At 64.6% G+C, this 23212-nt stretch carries 19 protein-coding genes and 1 pseudogene; 10 read left to right on the top strand and 10 right to left on the bottom strand.

What is annotated here, in order from left to right; translation table 11 throughout:
* Nucleotides 1-7 precede the first annotated feature (7 nt).
* Complete coding sequence (locus ACTHNZ_RS16260; protein WP_440543554.1) at nt 8-403, bottom strand: DUF3175 domain-containing protein; 396 nt, start codon at nt 401-403, stop codon at nt 8-10.
* Between the two features lie 255 nt (nt 404-658).
* Between ACTHNZ_RS16260 and ACTHNZ_RS16255 the strand changes: the two genes are divergently transcribed.
* The 8 genes and pseudogenes from ACTHNZ_RS16255 (at nt 659) to ACTHNZ_RS16220 (ending at nt 9238) form a co-directional block, all read left to right on the top strand.
* The gene (locus ACTHNZ_RS16255) at nt 659-1210 is read left to right on the top strand and encodes a ferritin-like domain-containing protein (RefSeq protein ID WP_440543553.1); all 552 of its coding nucleotides are present in this window, start codon (nt 659-661) and stop codon (nt 1208-1210) included.
* A gap of 79 nt (nt 1211-1289) precedes the next feature.
* On the top strand, nt 1290-1853 hold the full coding sequence (locus ACTHNZ_RS16250; RefSeq protein ID WP_440543552.1) for a type 1 glutamine amidotransferase domain-containing protein: 564 nt from the start codon (nt 1290-1292) through the stop codon (nt 1851-1853).
* Nucleotides 1850-2179 (top strand): DUF1488 domain-containing protein, encoded by a 330-nt coding sequence (locus tag ACTHNZ_RS16245; RefSeq protein WP_440543551.1) that lies wholly within the window; start codon nt 1850-1852, stop codon nt 2177-2179. Before ACTHNZ_RS16250 ends, ACTHNZ_RS16245 begins: the two co-directional genes overlap by 4 nt.
* 52 nt (nt 2180-2231) lie before the next feature.
* Nucleotides 2232-2843 (top strand): hypothetical protein, encoded by a 612-nt coding sequence (locus tag ACTHNZ_RS16240; RefSeq protein ID WP_440543550.1) that lies wholly within the window; start codon nt 2232-2234, stop codon nt 2841-2843.
* A 329-nt stretch (nt 2844-3172) separates the two neighbouring features.
* Nucleotides 3173-3331, top strand: coding sequence for a DUF1328 domain-containing protein (locus ACTHNZ_RS16235; protein ID WP_440543549.1), 159 nt, complete (start codon nt 3173-3175; stop codon nt 3329-3331).
* Nucleotides 3332-3495: 164 nt separating this feature from the next.
* Nucleotides 3496-4311, top strand: a pseudogene (ku, locus tag ACTHNZ_RS16230) (non-homologous end joining protein Ku); the annotation flags it as partial.
* An 89-nt stretch (nt 4312-4400) separates the two neighbouring features.
* Complete coding sequence (gene ligD, locus ACTHNZ_RS16225; protein ID WP_440543548.1) at nt 4401-7361, top strand: non-homologous end-joining DNA ligase; 2961 nt, start codon at nt 4401-4403, stop codon at nt 7359-7361.
* Nucleotides 7362-7441: 80 nt separating this feature from the next.
* The gene (locus ACTHNZ_RS16220) at nt 7442-9238 is read left to right on the top strand and encodes a thiamine pyrophosphate-requiring protein (protein ID WP_440543547.1); all 1797 of its coding nucleotides are present in this window, start codon (nt 7442-7444) and stop codon (nt 9236-9238) included.
* A gap of 112 nt (nt 9239-9350) precedes the next feature.
* Here ACTHNZ_RS16220 and ACTHNZ_RS16215 read toward each other — a convergent pair whose 3' ends face one another.
* Nucleotides 9351-10364 (bottom strand): SDR family oxidoreductase, encoded by a 1014-nt coding sequence (locus ACTHNZ_RS16215; protein ID WP_440543545.1) that lies wholly within the window; start codon nt 10362-10364, stop codon nt 9351-9353.
* Nucleotides 10365-10595: 231 nt separating this feature from the next.
* On the opposite strand from ACTHNZ_RS16215, the gene ACTHNZ_RS16210 reads away from it, so the two are divergent.
* Nucleotides 10596-12038, top strand: coding sequence for a cytochrome ubiquinol oxidase subunit I (locus ACTHNZ_RS16210; RefSeq protein ID WP_440543544.1), 1443 nt, complete (start codon nt 10596-10598; stop codon nt 12036-12038).
* Entirely contained in the window at nt 12025-13038 is a 1014-nt protein-coding gene (locus ACTHNZ_RS16205; RefSeq protein ID WP_440543584.1) for a cytochrome d ubiquinol oxidase subunit II, read from the top strand. The genes ACTHNZ_RS16210 and ACTHNZ_RS16205 overlap by 14 nt, the downstream gene beginning before the upstream one ends.
* 87 nt (nt 13039-13125) lie before the next feature.
* On the opposite strand, the gene ACTHNZ_RS16200 is transcribed toward ACTHNZ_RS16205, so the two are convergent.
* The 8 genes from ACTHNZ_RS16200 to ACTHNZ_RS16165 all read right to left on the bottom strand — a co-directional run bounded on the left by ACTHNZ_RS16200 (nt 13126) and on the right by ACTHNZ_RS16165 (nt 22875).
* Nucleotides 13126-13701 (bottom strand): DUF3005 domain-containing protein, encoded by a 576-nt coding sequence (locus ACTHNZ_RS16200; RefSeq protein ID WP_440543543.1) that lies wholly within the window; start codon nt 13699-13701, stop codon nt 13126-13128.
* 145 nt (nt 13702-13846) lie between these two features.
* Complete coding sequence (locus tag ACTHNZ_RS16195; protein WP_440543542.1) at nt 13847-15490, bottom strand: GMC family oxidoreductase; 1644 nt, start codon at nt 15488-15490, stop codon at nt 13847-13849.
* The gene (locus ACTHNZ_RS16190) at nt 15480-16190 is read right to left on the bottom strand and encodes a gluconate 2-dehydrogenase subunit 3 family protein (protein WP_440543541.1); all 711 of its coding nucleotides are present in this window, start codon (nt 16188-16190) and stop codon (nt 15480-15482) included. Before ACTHNZ_RS16190 ends, ACTHNZ_RS16195 begins: the two co-directional genes overlap by 11 nt.
* Nucleotides 16183-17163, bottom strand: coding sequence for a hypothetical protein (locus ACTHNZ_RS16185; protein ID WP_440543540.1), 981 nt, complete (start codon nt 17161-17163; stop codon nt 16183-16185). Before ACTHNZ_RS16185 ends, ACTHNZ_RS16190 begins: the two co-directional genes overlap by 8 nt.
* Before the next feature lie 16 nt (nt 17164-17179).
* Entirely contained in the window at nt 17180-18316 is a 1137-nt protein-coding gene (locus tag ACTHNZ_RS16180) for an enolase C-terminal domain-like protein (protein WP_440543539.1), read from the bottom strand.
* Nucleotides 18317-18407: 91 nt separating this feature from the next.
* Nucleotides 18408-20015, bottom strand: coding sequence for an efflux transporter outer membrane subunit (locus ACTHNZ_RS16175; RefSeq protein ID WP_440543538.1), 1608 nt, complete (start codon nt 20013-20015; stop codon nt 18408-18410).
* A 58-nt stretch (nt 20016-20073) separates the two neighbouring features.
* Complete coding sequence (locus ACTHNZ_RS16170) at nt 20074-21639, bottom strand: DHA2 family efflux MFS transporter permease subunit (RefSeq protein WP_440543537.1); 1566 nt, start codon at nt 21637-21639, stop codon at nt 20074-20076.
* A 21-nt stretch (nt 21640-21660) separates the two neighbouring features.
* Nucleotides 21661-22875: an HlyD family secretion protein gene (locus tag ACTHNZ_RS16165; RefSeq protein WP_440543536.1), complete on the bottom strand. Its 1215-nt coding sequence runs from the start codon at nt 22873-22875 to the stop codon at nt 21661-21663.
* Nucleotides 22876-23212: the final 337 nt, after the last annotated feature.

The following is a 23212-nucleotide window of genomic DNA, read 5'->3' as shown; positions in this document are numbered from 1 at the left end:
CGGGCGCTCAGCGCGGGCGTCCGAACGCCTCGCGCAGTTTGCCCTTCGCCGATTCCAGTACGTGCCGGCGCGATTTCGGCAGATTCTTGCCGGCTCGGTTGATGTAGAAGTTCAGCATCGACATGGCGGATTGGTAGGGGGTGCCGCGCCGCCGCTTGCTGGCCAGCGAGGATTGCTTCAGCGATCGCGCGATGTCCTCGGCGTTGCCGGATGTGAAGATGCCGGCCTCTAGATCGAGCGCGTCGCTCTTTTCCATGACCTCGTGCGACCAACGGCGCGGCGGCTTGCGCGCTCGCGTGTCGGCGCGCGTTTTTTCATGATGGGCTCGGCTTTGCGCGTGGCGTTGCCGGGGCGGGTGGCCGGCGCGGCGCCGCGTCGACGAATGAGGAGTGTGAGCAGCCATCGGTGGGTCCTGTCGTGTCGTCCGGTGTCGTCCGAGTCAGTCGTGCGCGTCGCCGCCGCACAGGCGTGTCGTTGCGTGCGTTGCGTTTCATAGTGTTTCGTCGGTTTGCCGCGCAACGCCCATGCCACACCGTTGAGGGCCGACGAACCTGGCACGGGTTATGCACGTCTGGCCTTCGTATCGCGGGCGGACGGCTAGGCTCCGGCGTTCGCGGGCAATGCCGTGTTTCGTAAATACAATCGATGGAGAAACCCCATGGCGAATCAACCGTTTTTGTCCGACGTCCAGGCCATTCGCAAGCGTGCGCGCGAGCATATCGAGGAAGGGGCCGTGACCGCCGGCTATCAGGCCGATCGCGCGACGGTGTTGAAACTGCTCAACGATGCATTGGCCACGGAGATCGTTTGCACGCTGCGCTACCGCCGGCACTATTTCATGGCGAAGGGCATCCATTCGAAGGCCATCGCCGACGAGTTTCTCGAGCATTCGAACGAGGAGCAGCAGCATGCCGATCAACTGGCCGAGCGCATCGTGCAACTCGGCGGCGAGCCGAACTTCTCGCCCGACGGGCTGCTCGCGCGCAGCCATGCGGAGTACGTCGAGGGCTCCTCGCTCGTCGACATGATCAAGGAAGACCTCGTGGCGGAGCGCGTGGCGATCGATAGCTATCGCGAGATCGTGGCCTTCCTCGGGGAAAAGGACCCTACCTCGCGGCGCGTCATGGAAAGCATTTTGGCCGTAGAGGAAGAGCATGCCGATGACATGGCCGATTTGCTCGCCGGATTGCCGAGCGATCTCAAGAAGTGAAGCGCTCCATGCAGGCCGTAGGCACCGTGTTTGCTGCGGTGCATTGCAGCACTTCATTCGATCTAGAGGAGCTGCGCCGATGAACACGAAGACCAAAACGCTGGAAGGTTGCAAAGTCGCGATGTTGGCGATGGACGGTTTCGAAGAGGCCGAGCTCGTCGAGCCGAAGCGGGCGCTGTCGGAAGCCGGCGCATTGGTGCACGTCATCTCTAAGAAGCACGGGCAAATCCAGGGCTTCCGCCATACGGATCGCGGCGGGATGGTGACGGTCGATGCGACGTTCGACCAAGTGCGGCCGGAGCAGTACGACGCGGTCGTGCTGCCGGGCGGCGTCGTCAACGGCGACGCGATCCGCACGGTGCCCGAAGCGCAGGCGTTCGTGCGCGCGCTCGACGAGGCGCACAAGCCTGTTGCGGTCATTTGCCACGGCGGCTGGCTGCCGATCTCGGCGGGGATCGTCAACGGGCACACGATGACGAGCTGGCCGAGCTTGCAGGACGATTTGCGCAATGCGGGCGCGACGTGGGTGGACGAGGAGGTCGTCGAAGACGGCAATTTGATCTCGAGCCGAAAGCCCGACGACATTCCCGCGTTCAACCGAAAACTCATCGCTCAATTGGAACATCGCGCCGCCGCGCGATGAGCCTCGAACGAGCGGATAATGAACGAAGCAGACGACGGGGGCCAGCCGTGCAAGTAACCTTTCCTGACGACGCGCCCGCGTTCGACGGCGCACAGATGGTCGTGCGCTTCGTCGCCGTGGTCGACGGTGTTTCGCTGTCTTGCGCGATCACCGCGGAGGCGCTCGAAGATCACTTCGGTGCGCCCTCCACGCTCGAGGCCGAGTTGCTGCGCGCTTTCGCCGAAGGCCGCGAGCGTATCCACGAGGTGTGCAAACGCGCGATCGAAGCGAGCGGCGGTGCGGCGGTCGTGCTGCGCAGCGGCTTGTTCCGGATCGAGCCCGCTTGAATCGCTCGATAAGTAACGAACGAAAGTAACGAACGAAATAGGAGGACGCGTCATGTCGTTGATCGTGGCAGGCCGCTTCACGACGTTCGCCGGTGCCGAAGCGGCCGCGAATCGGCTCTTCCAAGCGGGGTTCGTGCAAGAGGACGTCACGCTGTTCTTCGTCAATCCGCGCGGGCAGCATGCGCGCTTTCCGATCGGGGGCGACCGCTATGTGGACCCGCAGGCGGCGCGCACGTCGAAGGGCGCGGGCAAGGGCGGGGCGATCGGCGCCGTCATCGGCGCGGTGATCGGCGTGGCACTGTTCAGCGCGTTTTCGTCGCCGTTCCTCGTGCTCATCGTGGCGGCCGGTGTCGGCGCCTACGTAGGTTCCCTCGCGGGGGCGATGTCGCATACGCGCGGCGGCGGCAAGGTGCCGGACAGCGAGGTCCCGCACGAGGCGCGCGATTCCGGCGTGCTCGTTGCCGTGCACGTCTCGCCCGAGAACCAGCAGGAAGCGGCGCGCGTGCTACGCGAGGCCGGCAGTCTCGAGGTCGAGCGCGCTCACGGGCGTTGGCAGCACGGGCGATGGGCCGATTTCGATCCGACCAAGGACGTCGAGCCGCTCAAGGATTCGGCAGCCGCGGCGGGAGCGGCCCCGCGCGCCGAAGCGCACGCGGAGCGCTAGGCGCTCGGTGTCTCTCAGTGGCACCCGCGGCGCTTCTGCGCGCGTGCTTCTGCCCGTGCGGGTGCCGGGCGTTGGAGACCGATTGGCGGATCGATACGAGGGCCTCGTAACGGAGGGCCGGGGGCGCTCGCTTCGGCGTCACGGCACACGGCTTTCGTAAACGCCTTCAGTGGCTAGCGCCTTCAGCAGTTCTCCGATGGGCATACTCATTGCAGTATGAAAGCCAAGCGTTGCCTAGAACGAACTTCAACGCTTCAGTGCCCGCCGCGGTAAGCCAGTGCAGCGGCGACGCCGAGGCCGGGACTCCGGCATTCATCCAGGAGGACGCCATGCTCAGATACGCCGTTGTTTTCTTCATCATCGCGCTCATCGCGGCCGTCTTCGGTTTCACCGGCATCGCTGCCGGGGCGGCCGAAATCGCGAAGATTCTGTTCTTCATCTTCCTCGTCATCTTCTTGGCCACGTTGTTGATCGGCGTATTCAGGTAACGGCTCGAGGAGAATAGAGTAATCGCCGTTGCAGGGATTACGACCGCTTTGCAAGGAATGCGCAGCGGGCGAATCAGCCCTGAAGATAGCGGGTCCTGCAACGGCGTGCGCGGCCGAGAGAATGGCGCGATGGCTGCGCTAAAGCCGGTGAAAGGAGAACCGCCATGTCACGCGTGATTTGGAAAGGGGCGATCAGTTTCGGTCTCGTCAACGTGCCGGTGCAATTGCATGCGGCCACGCGGCCCGAAAGGACGAGCTTCAATCTGCTCGATAAGGAAACGGCGGATCCGGTCGGCTATAAGCAGATCAATAAGCGAACAGGCAAGGAAGTGCGCCGCGAAAACATCGTGCGCGGCTTCGAATACGAGAAGAACAACTACGTCATTCTCACTGACGACGAAATCCGGTCTGCCAGCCCCGAGTCGACGCAGACGGTCGACATCCTCGCGTTCGTCGAAGCCTACGCCGTATCGTTTCTCTACCTCGATACGCCGTATTACCTCGTGCCCGAGCGGCAGGGCAAGAAAGCCTACGCGTTGCTGCGCGAAGCGTTGGCGAAAACCGGGAAGATCGGAATCGCCAACGTCGTCCTGCACAACAAGCAGCATTTGGCGGCGTTGATCCCGGCCGGGCCGGTGCTAGCGCTCAATACGTTGCGCTGGGGCGGGGAAGTGCTCGATATCGGCGATCTGTCATTGCCGCCGGCCGATGCGAAGGCGGCCGGCGTCAGCCCGCGCGAGGTCGAAATGGCGGAAAAATTGATCGAGGACATGACCGAGCGCTGGGAGCCCGAGCACTATCACGATACGTTTCGCGATGAAATTCTCGCCCTCGTCGATCGCAAGGTGCGCGAGGGCAAGACGCACGAGATCAGCGAAGGTGCGCGAGCGCCGGCGCGCAAGCGCACGACGGCCGACGTCGTCGATCTGTCGGAGTTGCTCAAGCGCAGCCTCGGCCGCGGCAAGGGCAAACACGCCGCTTGACGGTGGCGCGCCGCGGGATGATCGGCACCGGTCCATCCCCGGCTCACCTCCACTGATCCACTGATTCATTGATTCACTCACTCGACATGGCGGATAAGCTCGAAACCTACCGAAAGAAGCGGCGCTTCGACGAGACGCCCGAGCCCGCCGGTGCGGCGCGCGCGCGCGGCGCCGCCAAGCGAGCCCCCGAAGCCGTTGCCGCGCGGCGCGCCGCTCCGGCGCTTTCCTACTTGATTCAAGAGCATCATGCGAGGCGCTTGCATTACGACTTCAGGCTCGAACTGGACGGCACGCTCAAGTCATGGGCGGTGCCGAAGGGGCCTTGCCTCGACCCTTCGGTGAAGCGGCTCGCGGTGCACGTGGAAGATCATCCGCTCGAATACGGTACGTTCGAGGGCGAAATTCCACCCGGCAACTACGGCGCCGGTACGGTGATCGTCTGGGACCGCGGCACCTGGGAGCCCGATGGCGGTGTGGCGCAGGCACGCAAAGCCTATGAATCCGGGCGCCTCAAGTTCCGGCTGCACGGCGCGAAGCTGCACGGCGGGTGGGCGCTCGTGCGTAGTTCGATGCGCGGTAGCGGCGACAAGGAACAGTGGCTGTTGATCAAAGAGCGTGACGAAGAAGCACGGCCCGAAAGCGAGTACGACGTCATCGAGGCTCGGCCTGGCAGCGCGCTGGCCGACGGTGACGCCGCGCAAAAGGCGGCCAAGGCGCGCAAGCGTACGGCGAAAAGCGGCGCCGATGGCGCCGATCCGGCTTCGGCGAGCAGGAGGCGCAAAGGCGAGATCGCGGTTCCCGCGCAGGCACCGCATGCCGGCGAGGCGCGCTCGGGCCGCCCCGACATCGTCGCCACGCGCACGACGCAGTCGCTGCGCGAGTTGGCCCGCTCGCCCATGATCGAAGGCGCCGAGAAGGCCCCGCTGCCGTCATCGTTGAAGCCCCAACTGGCCACGCTCGTCGACGAAGTCCCGCCCGGGGGCGATTGGTTGTACGAGATCAAGTTCGATGGCTATCGGGCATTGACGCGTATCGACCGCAGCGACGCCCACCCCGTGCGGATCTTCACGCGCAGCGGGCTCGATTGGACCGAGAAGTTCAAGCGGCAGGCCAAGGCCTTTGCGGCGCTAGGCGTCGATACCGCGTGGATCGACGGCGAGGCCGTCGTGCTGGACGAACATGGGGTGCCGAGCTTCCAAGCGCTGCAAAACGCGTTCGACGCGAACCGTCCGCAGGATATCGTCATTTTCGCGTTCGATCTGCCGTATCTGAACGGGTACGACTTGCGCAACGTTCCGCTCGTACAGCGGCGGGCGTTGCTGCGTGCGTTGCTCGAGGGGCTCGACGACGACACGCTGCGTTTCTCGGAGGACTTCGCGCTCGACGCGCACGATTTGCTATCGAGTGCTTGCGAGATGGCGCTCGAAGGCATCGTCGGCAAGCGTCGCGACAGCCGCTATACGTCGACGCGCAGCGGCTCGTGGATCAAGCTGCGGTGCCGGCGTCGTCAAGAGTTCGTCATCGGGGGGTATTCGGAACCGAGCGGGAGCCGCACCGGCTTCGGCGCGTTGCTGCTCGGCGTGAACGACGCGCGCGGGAAGCTGCGCTACGCGGGGCGGGTGGGCACCGGCTTCGATGCGGCGACGCTGCGCTCGATCAAGCGTGAGCTCGATATGAGGGAGATCGCCCGTTCGCCTTTTGCGGAAGAGCCGAGCGAGCGCAGCCGCACGAAGGTGCATTGGGTGCGGCCGGAGCTCATCGCCGAATGCAATTTCTCGGAATGGACGAGCGAGGGCATCGTGCGGCAGGCGTCGTTCATTAGCCTGCGCGGCGACAAGCCGGCGAGGGAAATCGTGCATGAGACACCGGCCAAGGCCGGAGGTGATGGCGGCCGAGCCCGAGCAAAGCCGGCCGCGAAAGCAGTGGCCCGCAAGACGACCGACGCGACGAAAGAAAAGAAAGCGACCAACGTAACGAAAGCGACGAAAGCCACCAAAGCCACCAAAGCCACCGAAGCCACCGAAGCCACCGAAGCCACCGAAGCCACCGAAGCCACCGAAGCCACCGAAGCCACCGAAGCCACCGAAGCCACCGAAGCCGAAAAGGCGACGGGCAGCCTCGCTCGCCCATCCGATGAGCCTTTGAAGGAGGGCGACACGGTGGCCGGCGTGCGGATTTCGCATCCGGCACGCATGATCGACAAATCGATCGGATTCGCGAAGCGCGACTTGATCCGCTACTTCGAGCGCATCGCACCCGCGCTGCTGCCTCACGTCAAAGGCCGTCCCGTTGCCCTCGTGCGCGCGCCGGAGGGCATCGAAGGCGAATTGTTCTTTCAGAAACACGCGAACCGGCTATCGATTCCGTTCGTCACCTCGCACGAAGGGCTCGACCCGGATCATCCGCCATTGATCACGCTGGACAGCGAGCAGGCGCTCGTGGGCGCCGCACAAATGGGAACGGTCGAGCTCCATACCTGGAATGCGGTGGCGGCCAATATCGAAAAGCCCGATCGCATCGTGTTCGATCTGGACCCCGACCCCAAGCTTGGTTGGGATCGCATGATCGAGGCGGCGCAGCTCACGCGCGAACTGCTGGCGGAACTCGGCCTGAAGTCGTGGTGCAAGACGAGCGGCGGCAAAGGCTTGCATGTCGTCGTGCCGCTTTCACGCCACGAGGGGTGGGACGAAATCAAAGCGTTCGCCCAGGCGGCCGCGCAGCACATGGCGGCTACGCTGCCTGATCGCTTCAGCGCGAAGATGGGGGCGCAAAACCGCCGCGGACGCATCTTCGTCGATTACTTGCGCAACAACCGTGGGTCGAGCACCGTTGCCGCGTTCTCTCCTCGCGCGAGGCCCGGCATGGGCGTGTCGGTGCCGATCGCCTGGGACGAGCTCGCGGATACGACGGGTGGCGCGCAGTGGACGGTGCAGAACATTCAGGAACGGCTTGAAGCGATGAGCGTCGACCCATGGGCCGACTATGCCGGCACCAAGCAGCGCATCACGCGCGACATGCGCAAGCGCCTCGGTATGAACGGAGGGTGAGCCGCGCGGGGCATTGCGTTCAATGGGCGCGCTTCTTGCGCGACATCGAGTCTCCAAGACCGACTGTATCGGAGGCACAGATGGCGCAAACGGTAGGCGACTTCATCGTCGAAAGATTGCATGAATGGGGGGTGCGGCGGATGTTCGGCTACCCCGGCGACGGTATCAACGGCTTGTTCGGCGCGTTGCGGCGCGCAGGGGGCAAGATCGAATTCATCCAGGCCCGTCATGAGGAAATGGCGGCGTTCATGGCGAGCGCATACGCGAAGTTCACGGGCGAGCTGGGCGTGTGCATCGCCACCTCGGGCCCCGGCGCCGCTCACCTCGTCACCGGCCTCTACGACGCGCGGCTCGACCACATGCCGGTGCTCGCGATATGCGGGCAACAGGCGCGCGCGGCCCTCGGCGCGCACTATCAACAGGAAGTCGACATCGCCTCGATGCTGAAAGACGTGGCCGGCTCCTACGTCCAGCAAGCGAGCGTCCCCGCTCAAGTGCGCCACATGGTGGATCGCGCCGTGCGCATCGCGCTCTCGCAACGGCGCGTGACGGCGATCATATTGCCGAACGATCTGCAGGAGCTCGAATACACCCCGCCGCCGCGCAAGCACGGCACGGCGCATTCGGGTGTCGGATACTCGCGCCCGCGGGTCATGCCCGAGCCGGCAGACCTCGCGCGTGCGGCGGAGGTGCTCAATTCAGGCAGCCGCGTGGCGATGCTCGTCGGCGCGGGGGCGCTGCATGCCACCGACGAAGTGATCGCCGTAGCCGAACGATTGCAGGCTGGCGTTGCGAAGGCGCTGCTCGGCAAAGCCGTGGTGCCCGATGAGTATCCCTGGGTGACGGGCTCCATCGGCTTGCTCGGGACGAAGCCCAGCTGGGAGATGATGACGCATTGCGATACGTTCTTCATGATCGGCTCGGGATTCCCTTATTCGGAATTCTTGCCGAAGGAAGGCGAAGCGCGCGGCGTGCAGATCGACATCGGCGCCGATATGCTGAGCTTGCGGTATCCGATGGAGGTCAACCTCGTCGGCGATAGCGCCGAAACGCTGCGCGCGCTGCTGCCGCTGCTCGATCAGAAAACCAACGACGCGTGGCGCAAGCGAATCGAGGGGTGGACGTCGGAATGGTGGGACACGCTCGATAAGCGCGCGAAGGAGTCCGTCAAACGCGGCGTCAATCCGCAGCGTATCTTTACCGAGCTATCGCCGAAGCTGACGCCGGACGTGATTTTGACGAGCGATTCGGGCTCCTGCGCCAACTGGTATGCGCGCGACCTCAAGATTCGCCGCGGCATGATGTGCTCGCTTTCGGGCGGCCTCGCATCGATGGGCGCGGCGGTGCCCTATGCGATCGCGGCCAAGTTCGCGCATCCTGATCGTCCGGTCATCGCGATGGTGGGCGACGGTGCGATGCAGATGAACAACATGGCCGAGCTCATCACGGTGGCGAAGTACTGGCAGCAGTGGAAGGACGGCCGGTGGATCTGCATGGTCATGAACAACGAAGACCTGAACCAGGTGACGTGGGAGCAGCGCGTCATGGAAGGCGATCCGAAGTTCGAGGCCTCGCAGAACGTGCCGAACGTGCCGTATCACCGATTCGCCGAATTGATCGGGCTCAAGGGAATCTACGTCGATACGCCCGAGGCCATCGGCCCTGCTTGGGACGAGGCGCTGGCCGCCGGGCGGCCCGTCGTGCTCGAGATCAAGACCGATCCCGAGGTCCCGCCGCTGCCGCCGCACATTACGCTCGTGCAGGCGCGCAAGTTCATGCGCACGCTGATGGAGGGCGATCCCGAGGAAGGCAGCGTGCTCGTCAACACGGCGAAGCAAGTGATGGCTTCGGTGCTGCCGGGCAAGAAGGAGTCATAGAACCGAACGAGAAAGAACGAGCGGCGCCGGACGGCAGGGAAGTCGACGGCGCCACCGTGCCCTCTCTGAGCTTGGCGGCGTCGAGCACATTCGCGCGGATGCCGCCCGGCGATCAAGCGCGCACGCCGGGGCGCCGCCGCGCGATCCAAGCGACGAGACCCACGACCAACGCTGCACCGAACGCCGCACCGCGGTGGGTGTCCAGCCACAACGAGGCGGAGTTCGACTTGGCCTCGGCGCTGAAGGAGCCGCGCAACCGGTGTGCGCCGGGCACCGGCTTCCAGAGGTCGACGGCATGGTCGGGCTCGGTCGGGCTCTTGCGTTGCTGCCCGGGAAACGCGCGCTTCGCGAGATACCGATCAAGATAACCCGGCACGAACTTGTTCGCGATGATCGCTTTGATCGACGGCAACCCGACATAGAGCTCGCGGCGTCGATGCGTGGCCGCCCAGACGATCGCGCGCGCGGCGACCTCGGGTTCGTAGACGGGCGCGACCGGCCGCGGTGCGCCGGGCATTCGGCTCTTGGCCCAGTCGAATTGCGGCGTGTTGAGCGAGGGCATCTGCACCATCGTCACATGGATGTTGCTTTTCTCGTGCAGTAGCTCGCAGCGCAGCGCATCGGTAAAACCTCGGATCGCATGCTTGGCGCCGCAGTAAGCCGCCTGCAAGGGGATGGCGCGATAAGCGAGCGCCGAGCCGACTTGCACGATGATGCCTTTATTGCGGCTGCGCATCCGCTGCAGCGCGGCCATCGTGCCCCAGACGTAGCCGAGGTAGGTGACGTCGGTGACGCGCGCGAACTCCTCCGGCTTCATTTGCGCGACGGGAGCGAACACCGTCACCATGGCGTTGTTGACCCAGACGTCGATTGGGCCGAGCTCGACTTCGATACGATCGGCGGCGGCCTCGACTTCGTGCGCGGCAGCCACGTCTAGTGCTATCGGCAACGCGCGCACGCCGTAGTTGCGCGCGATGTCGGCGACTTGGCCCAGCGCCTCGGCGTCGCGCGCGAGCAGAGCGACGTCGGCGCCGAGACGCGCGAACGCGAGCACCGCGGCGCGGCCGACACCTGCACTGGCTCCGGTAACGACAACGAGCTTCGGTAAGCGAGGCGAACGGACCATGGCAGTCTCCGGAAAACGTGATGTTCGTCAGGAATGCGCGGGCCGACGTCCCGCGTGGTGAATGGCCGTTTTCCCGCATATCGCGTGCCGGGCGTTCCTTTATCGATTACTGCATCGCGGCATCGGCTTTGATCGCCTATAAAGGAGAGGGCGTGGCCGCGCCCCGCGCACGCTCGAGCTCTGTCGAGCGCTTTCGAGCGCTGTCTTCCCCCAACTTCGGTACCGCCTTCCATGAGCGCTCTCTTGCTGTCTCGCATGCAGTTCGCCTGGGTCATCGCCTTGCATATCCTACTGCCCGCGTTCACGGTCGGTTTGTCCTGCTACATCGCCACGCTCGAACTGCTCTGGTGGGCAACGGGCCGCGATGTTTACAGGCGGCTGTCGGCGTTTTGGATTCGCATCTTTGCCGTCTCGTTCGGAATGGGTGTCGTGTCGGGCATCGTCATGCCGTTCCAGTTCGGCACGAACTGGAGCCGGTTCATCGCCGCGACGTCGAGCACGATCGGCTCGCTGATGGCTTACGAGGTGTTGACGGCGTTCTTTCTCGAATCGGCGTTTCTCGGCGTGCTGCTGTTCGGCAGAAAGCTCGTCCCGCAGTGGGCGCACGTGCTTTCCGCGATGTTCGTCGCACTCGGTACGCTGATGTCCTCGTTTTGGATTCTCGCCGTCAACAGCTGGATGCAAACGCCGAGCGGCTATCGGATCGTCGATGGGAAGTTCGTGCCTGACAGCATGCTTGCGGTCATTTTCAATCCGTCGTTTCCGTATCGGCTGGCGCATACGGTCACGGCTTTTCTCGTCACGACCGCGTTCGTCGTTCTCGGCGTCGGCGCCCACTATCTGCTGAAACGGCGGGCGCCCGAGGAGGGACGCGTGATGGTGAAGATGGGCCTTTGGTTTCTGATCGTCATGGTGCCCGTGCAAATCGCGATCGGCGACGAACACGGACGCAATACGCTCGAGTATCAGCCCGTCAAGCTCGCCGCGATGGAAGGGCTTTGGGATACGGGCCGGCGCGTGCCCGCGAATCTATTCTCGATTCCCGACGATGCACAAGAGCGCAATCACTTCGAAATCTCGATACCGGTGCTCGGCAGCATTTATTTGACGCACGATCCGAACGGGCTCGTGCACGGCCTGAAGGATTGGCCGCGTGCGGATCGGCCCAACGTGCCGATCGTCTTCTTCGCTTTCCACATCATGGTGGGTATTGCGTTGCTCATGTTGATCCTCGTGATCGCTGGATTGGTGCTCTGGCCGAAGCGAAGGCTCTATGCGAGCCGACGATGGCTCGCGCTGTGCCGGCTGGCGAGCCCGCTCGGCTTCATTGCCGTGCTGGCGGGCTGGACGACGACCGAGGCGGGGCGGCAGCCGTGGACCGTTTATGGCTTGATGCGCACGGCCGATTCGGTGACGCCTTCGCTGACGACCGCCGACGTGTCGATATCGCTTGCGCTCTACGTGCTCAGTTATCTGTTCATTTTCGGTTCGGGCGGCATCCTGATCGCGCGGCTGCTGCGCCTCGGCCCCGATTCGCGGCAGCCGGCGCCGGTAAGGATCGATCGCCGCGCGGCCCGTCCGTTGTCGGCGGTTCGGCAGGCGGACGGGGACGGTGACGAGCCCCGAGCACCGGTGTTCCCAGGCACCCGAGGAGACGATGATGACGCAGCTTGACTTGGTGCCGCTGTGGGCGGCCATTCTGGGGTTCGCGGTGCTGATGTACATCTTGCTCGACGGCTTCGATCTCGGTGTCGGCATCCTCTTTCTGTTGCGCAAGAGCGAAGCGGATCGCGATGTCATGATGGCATCGGTCTCCCCTGTGTGGGATTTCAATGAGACTTGGCTCGTGTTGGGCGGCGCGGGGCTGCTGGCGGTTTTTCCCGGTGCGTTCGCGATCATCATTCCGGCTGTCTACTTTCCTGTGTTGCTGATGTTGCTGGGCCTCATATTCCGCGGTGTGGCGTTCGAGTTCCGCGGCTTGCCGGGCGCGAATCGACGTTTGTGGAACATTGCATTTGCCGGCGGGTCGTTGCTCGCTACGTTCGCTCAGGGCGTGATCCTGGGCATGTTCGTTCAGGGCTTCGACGAAGCGGGCGGGAAGTTCGTCGGCACGAGTTGGGATTGGGTGCGGCCGTTTCCGATTTTCACGGGCTTCGGGCTCATCGCCGGGTATGCATTGCAAGGGGCGACTTGGCTCATCATGAAGACGCAGGGGCCGCTGCAGATTTGGTCGCGGCGCGTGGCGCAACGCGTGATGGTGCTCGTGTTCATTTTCATCGGTGCGGTGAGCATTCTCACGCCGATGTTCAGTCCGCGCATTGCCGCGCGGTGGTTCACTTGGCCGAATCTCGCTTTTTTCGCGCCCGTGCCTTTGGTGACGCTGCTGCTGGCCGGCCTGCTCGTGCGCGGGGCGGACCGGGAGCGCGAGGTGTTGCCTTTCGTTTGTTCGGTCGGGCTATTCTTTCTGTCGTTCTCCGGGCTCGTCATCAGCTTGTGGCCGATGATCGCGCCGCCGTCCGTCACGCTATGGCAGGCTGCGGCGGCCCCGGTGTCGCATGAGTTTTTGATGATCGGGACGGCATTCGTGCTGCCGATCCTGATGATCTACGTGGTGTGGTCGTATTGGGTGTTTCGGGGAAAAGCCAGCGAGCACGGCGGGTATGGGCATGAGTGAAGGCGCGATGCGTCGCAGGCCTCGGGCGTCCCCGAGTTCCGCTTGCACGGCGCGCGGCCTGCGCGAGTGCGTGGGCGCAGGCCGACATCATCCATGGGAATACCCGTTCCCCGTCTGCTCGAGCGTAAACACCTGCTCGGCACGCGTCCCATTGCGTTCCGGCACGTCCACCGTTCCTTTGTAGGACACGCGCCATCCTTCCCGCGTCGCGACGATAGGCAGATTGCCGCCGGGGCGGCTGTCGAGATCGACGAGGCCGTCGGGCGGCACCGGAACGTTGTTCTCGAGTGTCGCATTGGAATGGATGACGTTGTCTTGCCATATCGACGCGTCGCGTCTTGCTTCGAGCCCCTTGCCGTCGGTGTCGACGGTATCGTCCGACGCGGCCATGCCGGCGTTGTCCACGGAAACCGTCCGCGCGTTCGCTCTCGCGACGGGGTCGGGGCTGTCCGCATCTTTCATCCCGTGCTCGATCGCCGGCAGCGGCGCGGGATCTTTTGCCGCTACCGCTTCGGCCGATGTCGCTCGCTTCGTTTTGCCGAACTCGCGTCCTTGCGTCTTCGCGCCCGGCATATCACCAGCCGCGGGCGTCTTCACGGGGCTCTTTGCCGCGATCTCGTTTTGCTGAGCCTGGGTCGGATTGTTTTGCGCGTTCTCTGCCATCGCAGACCTCCGTGGGTTGTACGATTCAGAGTGCTTTCACGCAACGAGCGTGCCGGGAGCCGCCGCGCCGCTGGCACGGCGATTCAGCCATTCGCAGGTTCAACGGTTCAGCGGTTCACCGGATGCAGACTCCTAGAACCCAGGCTCACAACTCGCCCTGCGCGCGCAGCGCCGCGATGCGATCTGCCGTGCGGCATGCGATGGCTTGAATCGTCAACGAGGGATTGACCCCGCCGACAGTCGGAAACACCGAGCCGTCGCAAATCCAAAGATTGGGAATGTCCCAACTACGACAATCGGCATCGACGACGCTCTTGTCCGGATCGTCGCCCATGCGAGCCGTCCCGTTCAGATGACATGTGTCGTCTTCCTGGCGCCAGATCTCTTTCGCGCCCGCGGCGTCCAATGCCGTGCTCATGAAATCGAGCGCATGCTGGACGAGCCGCTTGTCGTTCTCGCAAGGCGAGTGCGTGATGCGCGCGATCGGCAACCCATAGGGATCTTTTTCATCGGCCAGCGTGACGCGGTTCATTTCCTGCGGCAGCGTTTCGCCTACGATCTTCAATCCCGCTTGATGGTTGTATTTCTCCATCTCGCCGTGCAGTGCTTCCCCCCAGAGCCCGCGGCCCGTTTGCACGGCGGCCCAAGCGTTCGGCAGCGGACCTTGGCTCATGTAGCAATAGCCTCCGTGGAAATCCTTGCCTTCGTCCGTATAATTCCAATGCTCCGTCATCGCGAGCGAAGGCGGGCCCTTGTACCAGCGAATCTCTTCATCCATCAAGCCCCATACGGCTTGATTCGCTTGCACCATGAGGTTCTTGCCGACGAGGCCCGATCGGTTCGCGAGGCCTTGCGGAAAGCGGGGCGTCGCGGAGTTGAGCAGCAGCCTCGGCGTCTCGATCGCATAGCCCGCGACGACCACGTTGCGCGCACGCTGGAATTGCCAGCGTCCCTCCCGCAAATACTCGACACCCACGGCGCGATCGTGTTCGTCCACGACGACGCGGCCGACCATCGCCAGATCGCGAATCTCGGCGCCGGCTCTGACCGCGCGCGGGATCCAGGTGACGAGCGCGCTTTGTTTCGCGTTCGTCGCGCACCCCGCGACGCAAAAGCCGCGATAGACGCAGGGATGCGCTTGGCCGCGCGGTGCGGAAATCGTCGCGAGCGGCGTCGGGCACCAGTCGATGCCGAGCGCTTCGCAGCCGCGCGCGAGCACGAGCGCGGCCGCATTCAACTCGTGCGCGCGATAGGGGTAGCGGGGCCGATGCGGACCCCAGGGGTAGTTGACCGGCCCCGAGATTTTCAGCGCATCTTCGACGTAGCCGTAGTAGCGCCACATCTCCCGCCAATCGATGGGCCAATCGGCGCCATAGCCGAGCAGGCTGCGCGATTTGAACCATTCGGGCCTGAAGCGCAGCGATACCATCGCGAAGTGCACGGTGCTGCCGCCCACGGCTTTGCCGCTGTTGTTGCTGCCGAGCTTGAGCGGCTGCTCGCCGTCGCAGAGGCGTTCGTCGGTCCAGTAAAGCTTCGCTTGATGTGTCTCGTCGGATGCGAACTCTTCGAGCGGGCGCCACCACGCGCCGGCATCGAATGCCACGACGCGAAAGCCCTGCTCGGCGAGCCGGCAGGCCAGCGTGCCGCCGCCCGCGCCCGTTCCGACGATCGCGAAGTCGACGGCATCGTCTTGGCGGTATTCGCGCATCGGCATCCAGCCGCCCACGGTGAAGACGTCGGGCGCGCGTCCGTTCTTGCCGCGCGGGGTATGAAGGGCGTCATCGCGCACGGCGGTTCTCCCGATGCGCTTGCGCTTCCTCGCCGGGCTTCGCTTCAGCACTCTCCCACGGATCGCGCCGGTTCGCTTGCATCCGGACATAGCCGCGCGGATTGGCCGGGCCGCCGAACCCGATCTCGTTCCATGCCTGTGGGTGCGAGTAGTAAGCTGCGGCGATGTCGTGCATCGCGCGCAATTCGAAGAAGACATTGGACGGCATGCCTTCCCACGCAGGGTCTTTCAATTCTCCTTTCTGCATGCGTTTGACGAGCTCGCGCTGCTTGGCGCCGTCGAGATCGGCGAACGCGGAATCGTAAGCGCTGCGGCTCTCGGCATCGAGTGCGGCGAGCCCGACGCGCCAGGCGTCGCGAACCGGCGGCAGCCGTGCGTCACGGTAGCCATCGCGCGTATCGTTCGCGAGCTTTTCATCGACGATGGCGGCGACGGGCACGATCGGTTCCAGCCAACGCAAGCCGTCGTCGCCGCGGCCGTCCGCGGTTTCGTTCGAGGTTTGCCTGCACGATCGCGGCACGAGCACCGCGCAGAGCGCACTCAATGCGCGCCACTCGGCGTCGTTGCAGAAGCGAGGCGCATTGCGCGTCGCGAGACGGGCATCGACGACTTCGCGCGTGACGTCGTCCCACGAAGGCGTGTCGCGTTTGAGCAGCACGTCGTAGCCGGGGTAGCGGGATTGATCGGAGCGACTACTCATGTTCGGTCTCTCGAAGACGCAAGGCGGCAAGACCGGCCATCGCCAGTGCGGTGAAGCTCGGCGGTGCCGGTATGGGCGGGCCGTTCAGCACGTTTTGCGACCAATTGCGCCAGCCGCCTCGTTGACGGGCCACGCCGCGAATGTGAAAGGCGACGCCGAGGGCGCCGAGCGCGGCCGTCGCGCGCAACCAGACGCGCGTCCAGAAGTTCGGCCGCGGCGGCGCGAGCGCGGCACAGGCCAGCAATGCCGCCGCAACGGGCGGCACGGTCACGGGCGCATACATGGCCCGATGCTGAAACGCGCCGCGAAAGTGCAGCAGCGCGACTTCGCCGACCGTGCCGATCAGCCCGGCGGCTGCGACGAGTGAGAGCGCTTTGCCGGCCGGCATGCCGAACAGCCGCGGATCGTGTACGGGTTCGTCGCGCAGCCGTTCGCCCACGGCACCGAGTACGCCGGAGAGCAGCAGCGACGCGGGCGCCCCGAGCGGCGCGCCGTAAAAGAGGTTGTGCCAACTGAATCCGCCCGGGCGTTTCGTCACGTTGTACAAGTGAAAGCCCGTGCCCGCGATCCCGACGCCGGCAGCAGCCAGGTAGACCGCGTTGCGCAAAGGGTGACGGCTCCCGACGTCGTCGGCCCCGCCATGGATGCCGGCGAGCAGCGACAGCGTGCCGACGGCGAGCGGCGTGTACATCGCGCGATTCTCGAACGAACCGCGATAGTGCTCGACCGCCGAATCCGTGAGCGCGGACCATGCAAGCAGCGCGGAGCTGCGATTGAAGGCCCGTGCCGCCCGCACGTGCGCATCGATTCGAGCGCCTTTGCCGAGCAGTTGCAATGCGCCCGAGGCGAGCGTGTCGCGCTTCGGGCCGGCCGACGATTCGGACTTGGGTTCGGACTTGAATACGGCGGCCGCGGCCGCGGCGCCCGCGACGACCCCCAAAGCCGTGAAGATGCCGCTGGCCGTGCGATTCATCGGCATTCGTCTCCTTTCATAGTGCGTAGGGCTCGGCGTCGGCGCGTTTGAACTCGAGCCCGCAACCGGGGCGGGCGAGATCGGGCGCGATGGTGCCGTGATCGGGCTTCGGCGCGCCGTCGAACAGCATTGATTCGATGCGGACGTGGTCGTGGAACCATTCGATGTGGCGCAAGCGCGGCGCGGCAGCGGCCAAGTGACGGTGCAGTGCGGGGGCGCAATGCGCGGACAGCGGGACATGCCAGGCATCGCATAGCTGGGCGGCCTGCATGAAGCCCGTCACGCCGCCGCAGCGCGTTGCGTCGGCTTGCAGAACGTCGACGGCTTGCGCTTGCAGCATCCGGCGGAAATCGTCGCTGTTATAGGCGTATTCGCCCGCGGCGACGTCCATGATCGCGGGGGCGCCGTCCCGCACGCGGCGCATGCCGTCGAGATCGTCCGACGAAACGGGCTCCTCGAACCATGCCACGCCGTATTCGGCGAATTGCTCGGCGCATTGCAGTGCGCCGTTGACGGTCAGCGCGCCGTTCGCGTCGACGAATAAGGCGGCGTCGCCGATCGCTCGGCGCGCTGCCTTCACGCGCGCCGGATCGCGCGCAGGATCGGAGCCGACTTTCATTTTGACGGCCACGCAGCCATCGACATGAACCCAATGGGCGAGCTGATCACGCAACTGGCCGTCGTCGTAGCTCGTGAAGCCGCCGCTGCCGTAGATCTGCACGCGCTCGCGCAGCGCACCTCCGAGCAACTGCACGAGCGGCACGCCGAGCAATTTGGCGTTGACGTCCCATAGTGCAAAGTCGAGCGCGGAGATGGCGTTCGCGCACAATCCCGATCGGCCGATGTTGCGCACGCGCCGCCACAGACGTCCCGTGAGCTCCGTCATCCGGTCGACGCTCTCATGCAACAGCACTTGCGAGAGCGTGTCGCGAATCAGCGCCGCGGCGCTGGCATCGGTGTAGGTGTAGCCGAGTCCCGTGCAGCCGCCTGCTTCGATTTCCACGACCACGAGCGTCGTCGACGTCCATTCGAACGTACCGTCGGCTTCGGGCGCATCCGTCGGGATTGTGTAAGCGTGCGCGCGCACGGCTGCGATCGGTGCCATGCCGTGAGCGGCGGCGTAGTGCGAGGGGCGGTCGGTGGCGGACCTCATGGTCATCGGAATCGTGTCGGGCGTTTCTGAGCAAGGGCACGCAATGCGCGTTGTCGCGGCGTTGCATGCATCAGCCAAGCCTCAGCAAACGCTATGCCGCATCCTGCCAGCCACCGCCGAGCGCTTTGTAGAGCGCGACGAGGTCCGTTTCGACTTGCGTTTGCGCTTGTACGAATTGCGCCTGCACTTGCGACAATTGGCGTTGGGCGTCGAGCACGTCGACGAAGCTGACGAAACCTTTCGCATAGCGCTCGCGTGCGAGATCGAAGGCGCTGCGCTGCGTATCGACGGCAGTCGACAACGCGTCGCGATGCGAGAGGTCGGTGCGATAGACGGCCAGGGCGTTGTCGACGTCGCGCAGTGCGACGAGCACCGCCTTGCGATAAGCCAGCGCGGCTTGCGCTTGGCGCGCGTTGGCAAGATGAAGATTGGCGACGAGCTGGCCACCCTCGAATATCGGCAGGGAGATCGCTGGCCCGAACGAATAGAACAAGTGCGACCAGCGCGCCAAATCCGAGGCGTTCGATGCGCGCGTGCCGATCTGTCCTGTCAGCGTGATGTCGGGATAGAACTGCGCGACCGCGACGCCGACGTCGGCTGTCGCCGCATGCAGTTCGGCTTCGGCTTGGCGTATGTCGGGGCGTCGTCGTGCCAGCGCCGACGGCAGCCCGACCGCGATGCGCGCGGGCAGGGCGGGTAGGGGCGCGCGTTGCATGAGCTGTGCGTCGAGCGCGCCGGGCTGCGCTCCGACGAGCAGGGCGAGGCCGTTGGCGGCTTGTGTGATTTGCCCATCGAACGGCGTGACGTTCGCTTGCGCTTGCGCCAAGGCGGCCGTGGCCTGCTTGACGTCGAGTGTGCTGGCGAGCCCGACTTTGGCTTGGCTTTGGGTCAAGGCAAGCGTGTCGCGCGCATCGTCGACGAGATGGGCGGCGATCTCGCGCGACGCTTGTGCGCCGCGCAGTTGCAAGTAAGTCTGTGCGACTTCGGCCTCGAGCGAGAGCAGCGCATCGTTGCGGCTTTCGCGTGCCGCGTCCACGTTGGCGGATGCCGCTTCCACCGAGCGGCGTACGCGGCCGAACAAATCCAATTCCCACGATGCGTCGAAACCGGCCTGCCAGAGATTGACCGGTGAAGTCAGTTCGCCGAGCACGTCGTCGGCTCGCGTTTTCAGCCCCGGGCCGGCGCCCGGTGCGATCGCGTCGATGGGCGAGTTGGGCGCGCCCAGCTGGTCGACTTGGCCGTAGACACCGTTTGATTGCAGGAAGCCTTTGAGACCGAGCTGCTCGCGTTTATAGCTGGCGCTCGCGCGCAGGTTCGGCAAGCCCTGCGCAGCCGCCGATTGCATCTGCATTCGCGCTTCGACGATGCGCAAGACCGCTTGCTGCAGATCGAGGTTGCCGGCGCGCGCTCGTGCGATCAAGGCATCGAGCGTCGCATCGTGAAAGGCGTGCCACCACTGCGGATCGGGATCGCTATCGACGACGATGGCGCTCTTCGAAGCCGCGTGTCCGTCGCTCGCCGCGCTTACGCTCGGCGTCACCTCCGCCTTGGCACGGGACAGCTCTTGCCAAGTATCCGGGGCATCTGTTCGCGGCGAACGAAAGTTCGGACCGACGGTGCAAGCAGTCAGCGCGCAGACGGACAGCAAATAAGCGCATCGCGCGAGCCCGCCGGCGCGTATGGCACGTATGGCGCGCATAGCGCCTATAGCACGTATCGCGCCCCTACGCCGAAGCGACGACCCAGGCGTGCTCATCTCAATGCCCTCCCGCGCCGCCGGCTGCTTTCACGGGCGAAAAGAAGAACATCAGCGGCACGCAGAGCACGCAAAGAATCGCGAGCATTGAGAAGACGTCGACGTAGGCCAGGATCTGGGCTTGCTCGACGAACGTTTGATACATCATGCCGTTCGCGGTCTGCAGCGCCTGCGCGGGCGGCTGTCCCAGCAGCGACGAAATCGTGGCCGCGCGTGCATGCAGCGCGTCGTTGAAGTTCTGAGAAAACGGCGTCATGTGGGTGGATAAGTGGGCCATTCTGGCCTGCGCGCGCTCGCGGATCAGCGCGGTGGAGACGGAGATGCCGATCGATCCCGCGACATTGCGAAACATCGTGAAGAGCGCCGACGCATCGTTGTTCAGGTCGCGCGGCACGCTCAGATAAGCGAGTGCCGTCGTCGGCACGAACAGACATCCGATCGCGAACGACTGCGCGCATCGCATCATGACCAGCGTTTTGTAGTCGATGTCGGGCGTGAGCCAATGCGCGTAGGCCATCGCGCCGGCCAGGAAAGCGAAGCCGAAGCCGATGAAAAAGCGTGTCTCGACGTGCGGCATGAGCTTGCTGACGATCGGAATCTCGAGCGTGATCAGCAATGCGCCCGGCGACAGCACGAGCCCCGCGAGCGTGGCCGTGTAGCCGAGCCGTTGCTGTGCCAGTTGCGGAATGAGCACCGCGCTGCCGTAAAGGATCATCGCGAACGCGGCCATCGCCACGCAGCCGAGTGCGAAGTTGCGGTCGCGCAGCGGCGTGAGCCGAACGACGGGGTTGCGCGCATAGGTGAGCCAAACGGCCGCGCCGACGAGCCCGAGTGCGGCCAGCGCCGCAAACACGCGAATGAACGGCGACCCGAGCCAATCGGCGTCCTCTCCGCGGTCGAGCATGACCTGCAGGCAGCCGAGCCCAATGGCCAGCAGCCCGATCCCGACATAATCGATCGACAGCTTTTCGCGCGTGGTTCGCGCCCACGGCGGATCGTCGACGAGTTGTTGCACGGCCAACGTCGTCAGAATGCCGACCGGCACGTTGAGCAGGAACACCCACCGCCAGGAAAAATGATCGGTGATCCAGCCGCCGAGCGTTGGCCCGAGCACCGGGGCGACGACGATCGCAACGGCCGAAATCGAAAAAGCGCGCGAACGCTGGGCGGGTGGGAACGTGTCGAGAATGATCGATTGCTGGTTCGGTTGCAGGCCGCCGCCGAAGAAGCCTTGCGCGACGCGGAACACGATCAGCTCGCCGAGGTTCGTTGCGATGCCGCACAGAAACGAGCAGACGGTGAATGCGGCGATGCAGAGCAGGAAGTAGCGCTTGCGCCCGAGCAGGCGTGCGAAGAACGCCGAGATCGGCAAGACGATGCCGTTAGCCACGAGATAGGACGTCAGCGTCCACGTCGCCTGATCGTAGCTGGCCGACATCGTCCCCGCGATATGAGGCAGCGCGACGTTGACGATCGTCGTGTCGAGCACTTCCATGAAGGCGGCCAACGTCACCACGACGGCAATGAGCCAAGGATTCGCGGAAGGATGCCAGTTCTCGTTCGGCATGGCTCGATCGATGCAGTCGCGTTATTTGAGATAGACGGTGGGCTCGACCGAGAGGCCGAGCGGCAGCGGATGATCGGTGGGCATGCCGCTGTCGATGACGATCTTGACGGGTACGCGCTGCACGATCTTGACGAAATTACCTGTCGCGTTTTCCGCGGGGAAGGCGGAGAAGCGCGAGCCGCTGCCTTGCGCAATGCTGTCGACGTGGCCATGCAGCGTTAGGTTCGGGTAAGCATCGACGTCGATTTCGACTTTATCGCCGGGGCGCATTTGGTCGAGTTGCGACTCTTTGTAATTCGCGGTGACCCATATTTGGGGCGTGACAATGAAAAACAGCGACGTGCCGGGCTGAAGATAGCTGCCCAATTGCACGTTGCGCTTGGTGATCCAACCGTCGGTAGGTGCACGTACCTCGCACCATGACAGATTCAAATCGGCCTGCTCGAGCTTGGCGCGAGCCGCGTCCACCTGCTCGCGCCGTTCCTCGACGGCGGCAACGGCTTGCCGAATCTGCTGCTCGACGAGCGATGCGGTCGAAAGCTGAGCCTGCGCTTGCTTCACCGAAGCGCGCGCCGATGCTTCCTTCGCATCGGCCGCGTCGATGTTTTGCTGCGACGTCGCGCGCGCATCGACACTGTGCTCGCGGTCGTAGGAAGCCTGTGCTTGCTTCAAATCGGCCCGCGCCGAGGCCGTTTGAGCCTGCGCTTGCCGATATTCGGCCGGGTAGCGTACGCGAGCGATTTCGAGCCCGACCTGCGCCGTATGCAATTGCGCCATGGCAAGACCCAACTGCGCGCGGGCGTCGTCGACTTGCGCGCGATATTCGCGCGGATCGATTTCCACCAGCAAATCGCCTTTGTGAACATAGACATTGTCATTGACGGCGAGCTTGACGACATAACCGGCCACTTTAGGGGCCATTGCAACAGCATTGCCGTCCGTGTACGCGTCGTCGGTGCTGATTTGATTGCGCGTCATGAACCACCAGACGAACGCGACGATGGCGAGCAATACGATCACGACGGCAAGGATGATCAATGGCTTTTTGCTGCGAGGCTTGGCGTCTTTCTTGTCGTCGCCATCGCTGCCGCCGCTACCGGCATCGCGGCCATGGCCGTCGCCGTCGCCGTCGCGTTCGCCGGCATGGGAATCCTGGCTCTGATTGCGCTGCTGATGCGGATCGTCGTCGTGGACGGCGCGGGAATCCTCGCGCGTGGGTTGGTCGGCTTCGGGCATGAGAGGTCGCCATCAAAAACTGTTCGTCGGTTCGCAAGCCGCATACCCGGCAAGGGGTCGGAAAGCGCAAGCACACCTCGCTGGCCGGGCATAGCCTTTGCGCTGCAACGCTCGTTTTCACGCGTTGCGAAAGGGGATGCCATGTCGAGCGGAAGCGGAAAGCCACCTACCGGGCACAACCATGAGGAAGAGCGCATCGACCACGGCGTCGATGAGACGTTTCCGGCCAGCGATCCGCCAGCCGTTGGCGGCGCGACCCGGATCGACCCCGACAAGCGCGCCCCCAAGCCGGGTGAAGGCGGATCGAGCGAGGACGGTGGCGGCAGCGACGATACGC

Origin of the sequence: Trinickia sp. (genome assembly GCF_051953955.1) — a bacterium.
Classification (GTDB): domain Bacteria; phylum Pseudomonadota; class Gammaproteobacteria; order Burkholderiales; family Burkholderiaceae; genus Trinickia.
The sequence above is the reverse complement of the archived record's forward strand: the minus strand, read 5'-3'. Positions and strand labels throughout refer to the sequence as shown.

Bases quoted from the DNA above. Each gene is read 5' to 3' on its own strand.
- ACTHNZ_RS16260 (WP_440543554.1), bottom strand. From the start codon at position 403: ATGGCTGCTCACACTCCTCATTCGTCGACGCGGCGCCGCGCCGGCCAC.
- ACTHNZ_RS16255 (WP_440543553.1), top strand. From the start codon at position 659: ATGGCGAATCAACCGTTTTTGTCCGACGTCCAGGCCATTCGCAAGCGT.
- ACTHNZ_RS16250 (WP_440543552.1), top strand. From the start codon at position 1,290: ATGAACACGAAGACCAAAACGCTGGAAGGTTGCAAAGTCGCGATGTTG.
- ACTHNZ_RS16245 (WP_440543551.1), top strand. From the start codon at position 1,850: ATGAGCCTCGAACGAGCGGATAATGAACGAAGCAGACGACGGGGGCCA.
- ACTHNZ_RS16240 (WP_440543550.1), top strand. From the start codon at position 2,232: ATGTCGTTGATCGTGGCAGGCCGCTTCACGACGTTCGCCGGTGCCGAA.
- ACTHNZ_RS16235 (WP_440543549.1), top strand. From the start codon at position 3,173: ATGCTCAGATACGCCGTTGTTTTCTTCATCATCGCGCTCATCGCGGCC.
- ligD (WP_440543548.1), top strand. From the start codon at position 4,401: ATGGCGGATAAGCTCGAAACCTACCGAAAGAAGCGGCGCTTCGACGAG.
- ACTHNZ_RS16220 (WP_440543547.1), top strand. From the start codon at position 7,442: ATGGCGCAAACGGTAGGCGACTTCATCGTCGAAAGATTGCATGAATGG.
- ACTHNZ_RS16215 (WP_440543545.1), bottom strand. From the start codon at position 10,364: ATGGTCCGTTCGCCTCGCTTACCGAAGCTCGTTGTCGTTACCGGAGCC.
- ACTHNZ_RS16210 (WP_440543544.1), top strand. From the start codon at position 10,596: ATGAGCGCTCTCTTGCTGTCTCGCATGCAGTTCGCCTGGGTCATCGCC.
- ACTHNZ_RS16205 (WP_440543584.1), top strand. From the start codon at position 12,025: ATGACGCAGCTTGACTTGGTGCCGCTGTGGGCGGCCATTCTGGGGTTC.
- ACTHNZ_RS16200 (WP_440543543.1), bottom strand. From the start codon at position 13,701: ATGGCAGAGAACGCGCAAAACAATCCGACCCAGGCTCAGCAAAACGAG.
- ACTHNZ_RS16190 (WP_440543541.1), bottom strand. From the start codon at position 16,190: ATGAGTAGTCGCTCCGATCAATCCCGCTACCCCGGCTACGACGTGCTG.
- ACTHNZ_RS16185 (WP_440543540.1), bottom strand. From the start codon at position 17,163: ATGAATCGCACGGCCAGCGGCATCTTCACGGCTTTGGGGGTCGTCGCG.
- ACTHNZ_RS16180 (WP_440543539.1), bottom strand. From the start codon at position 18,316: ATGAGGTCCGCCACCGACCGCCCCTCGCACTACGCCGCCGCTCACGGC.
- ACTHNZ_RS16175 (WP_440543538.1), bottom strand. From the start codon at position 20,015: ATGCGCGCCATACGTGCCATACGCGCCGGCGGGCTCGCGCGATGCGCT.
- ACTHNZ_RS16170 (WP_440543537.1), bottom strand. From the start codon at position 21,639: ATGCCGAACGAGAACTGGCATCCTTCCGCGAATCCTTGGCTCATTGCC.
- ACTHNZ_RS16165 (WP_440543536.1), bottom strand. From the start codon at position 22,875: ATGCCCGAAGCCGACCAACCCACGCGCGAGGATTCCCGCGCCGTCCAC.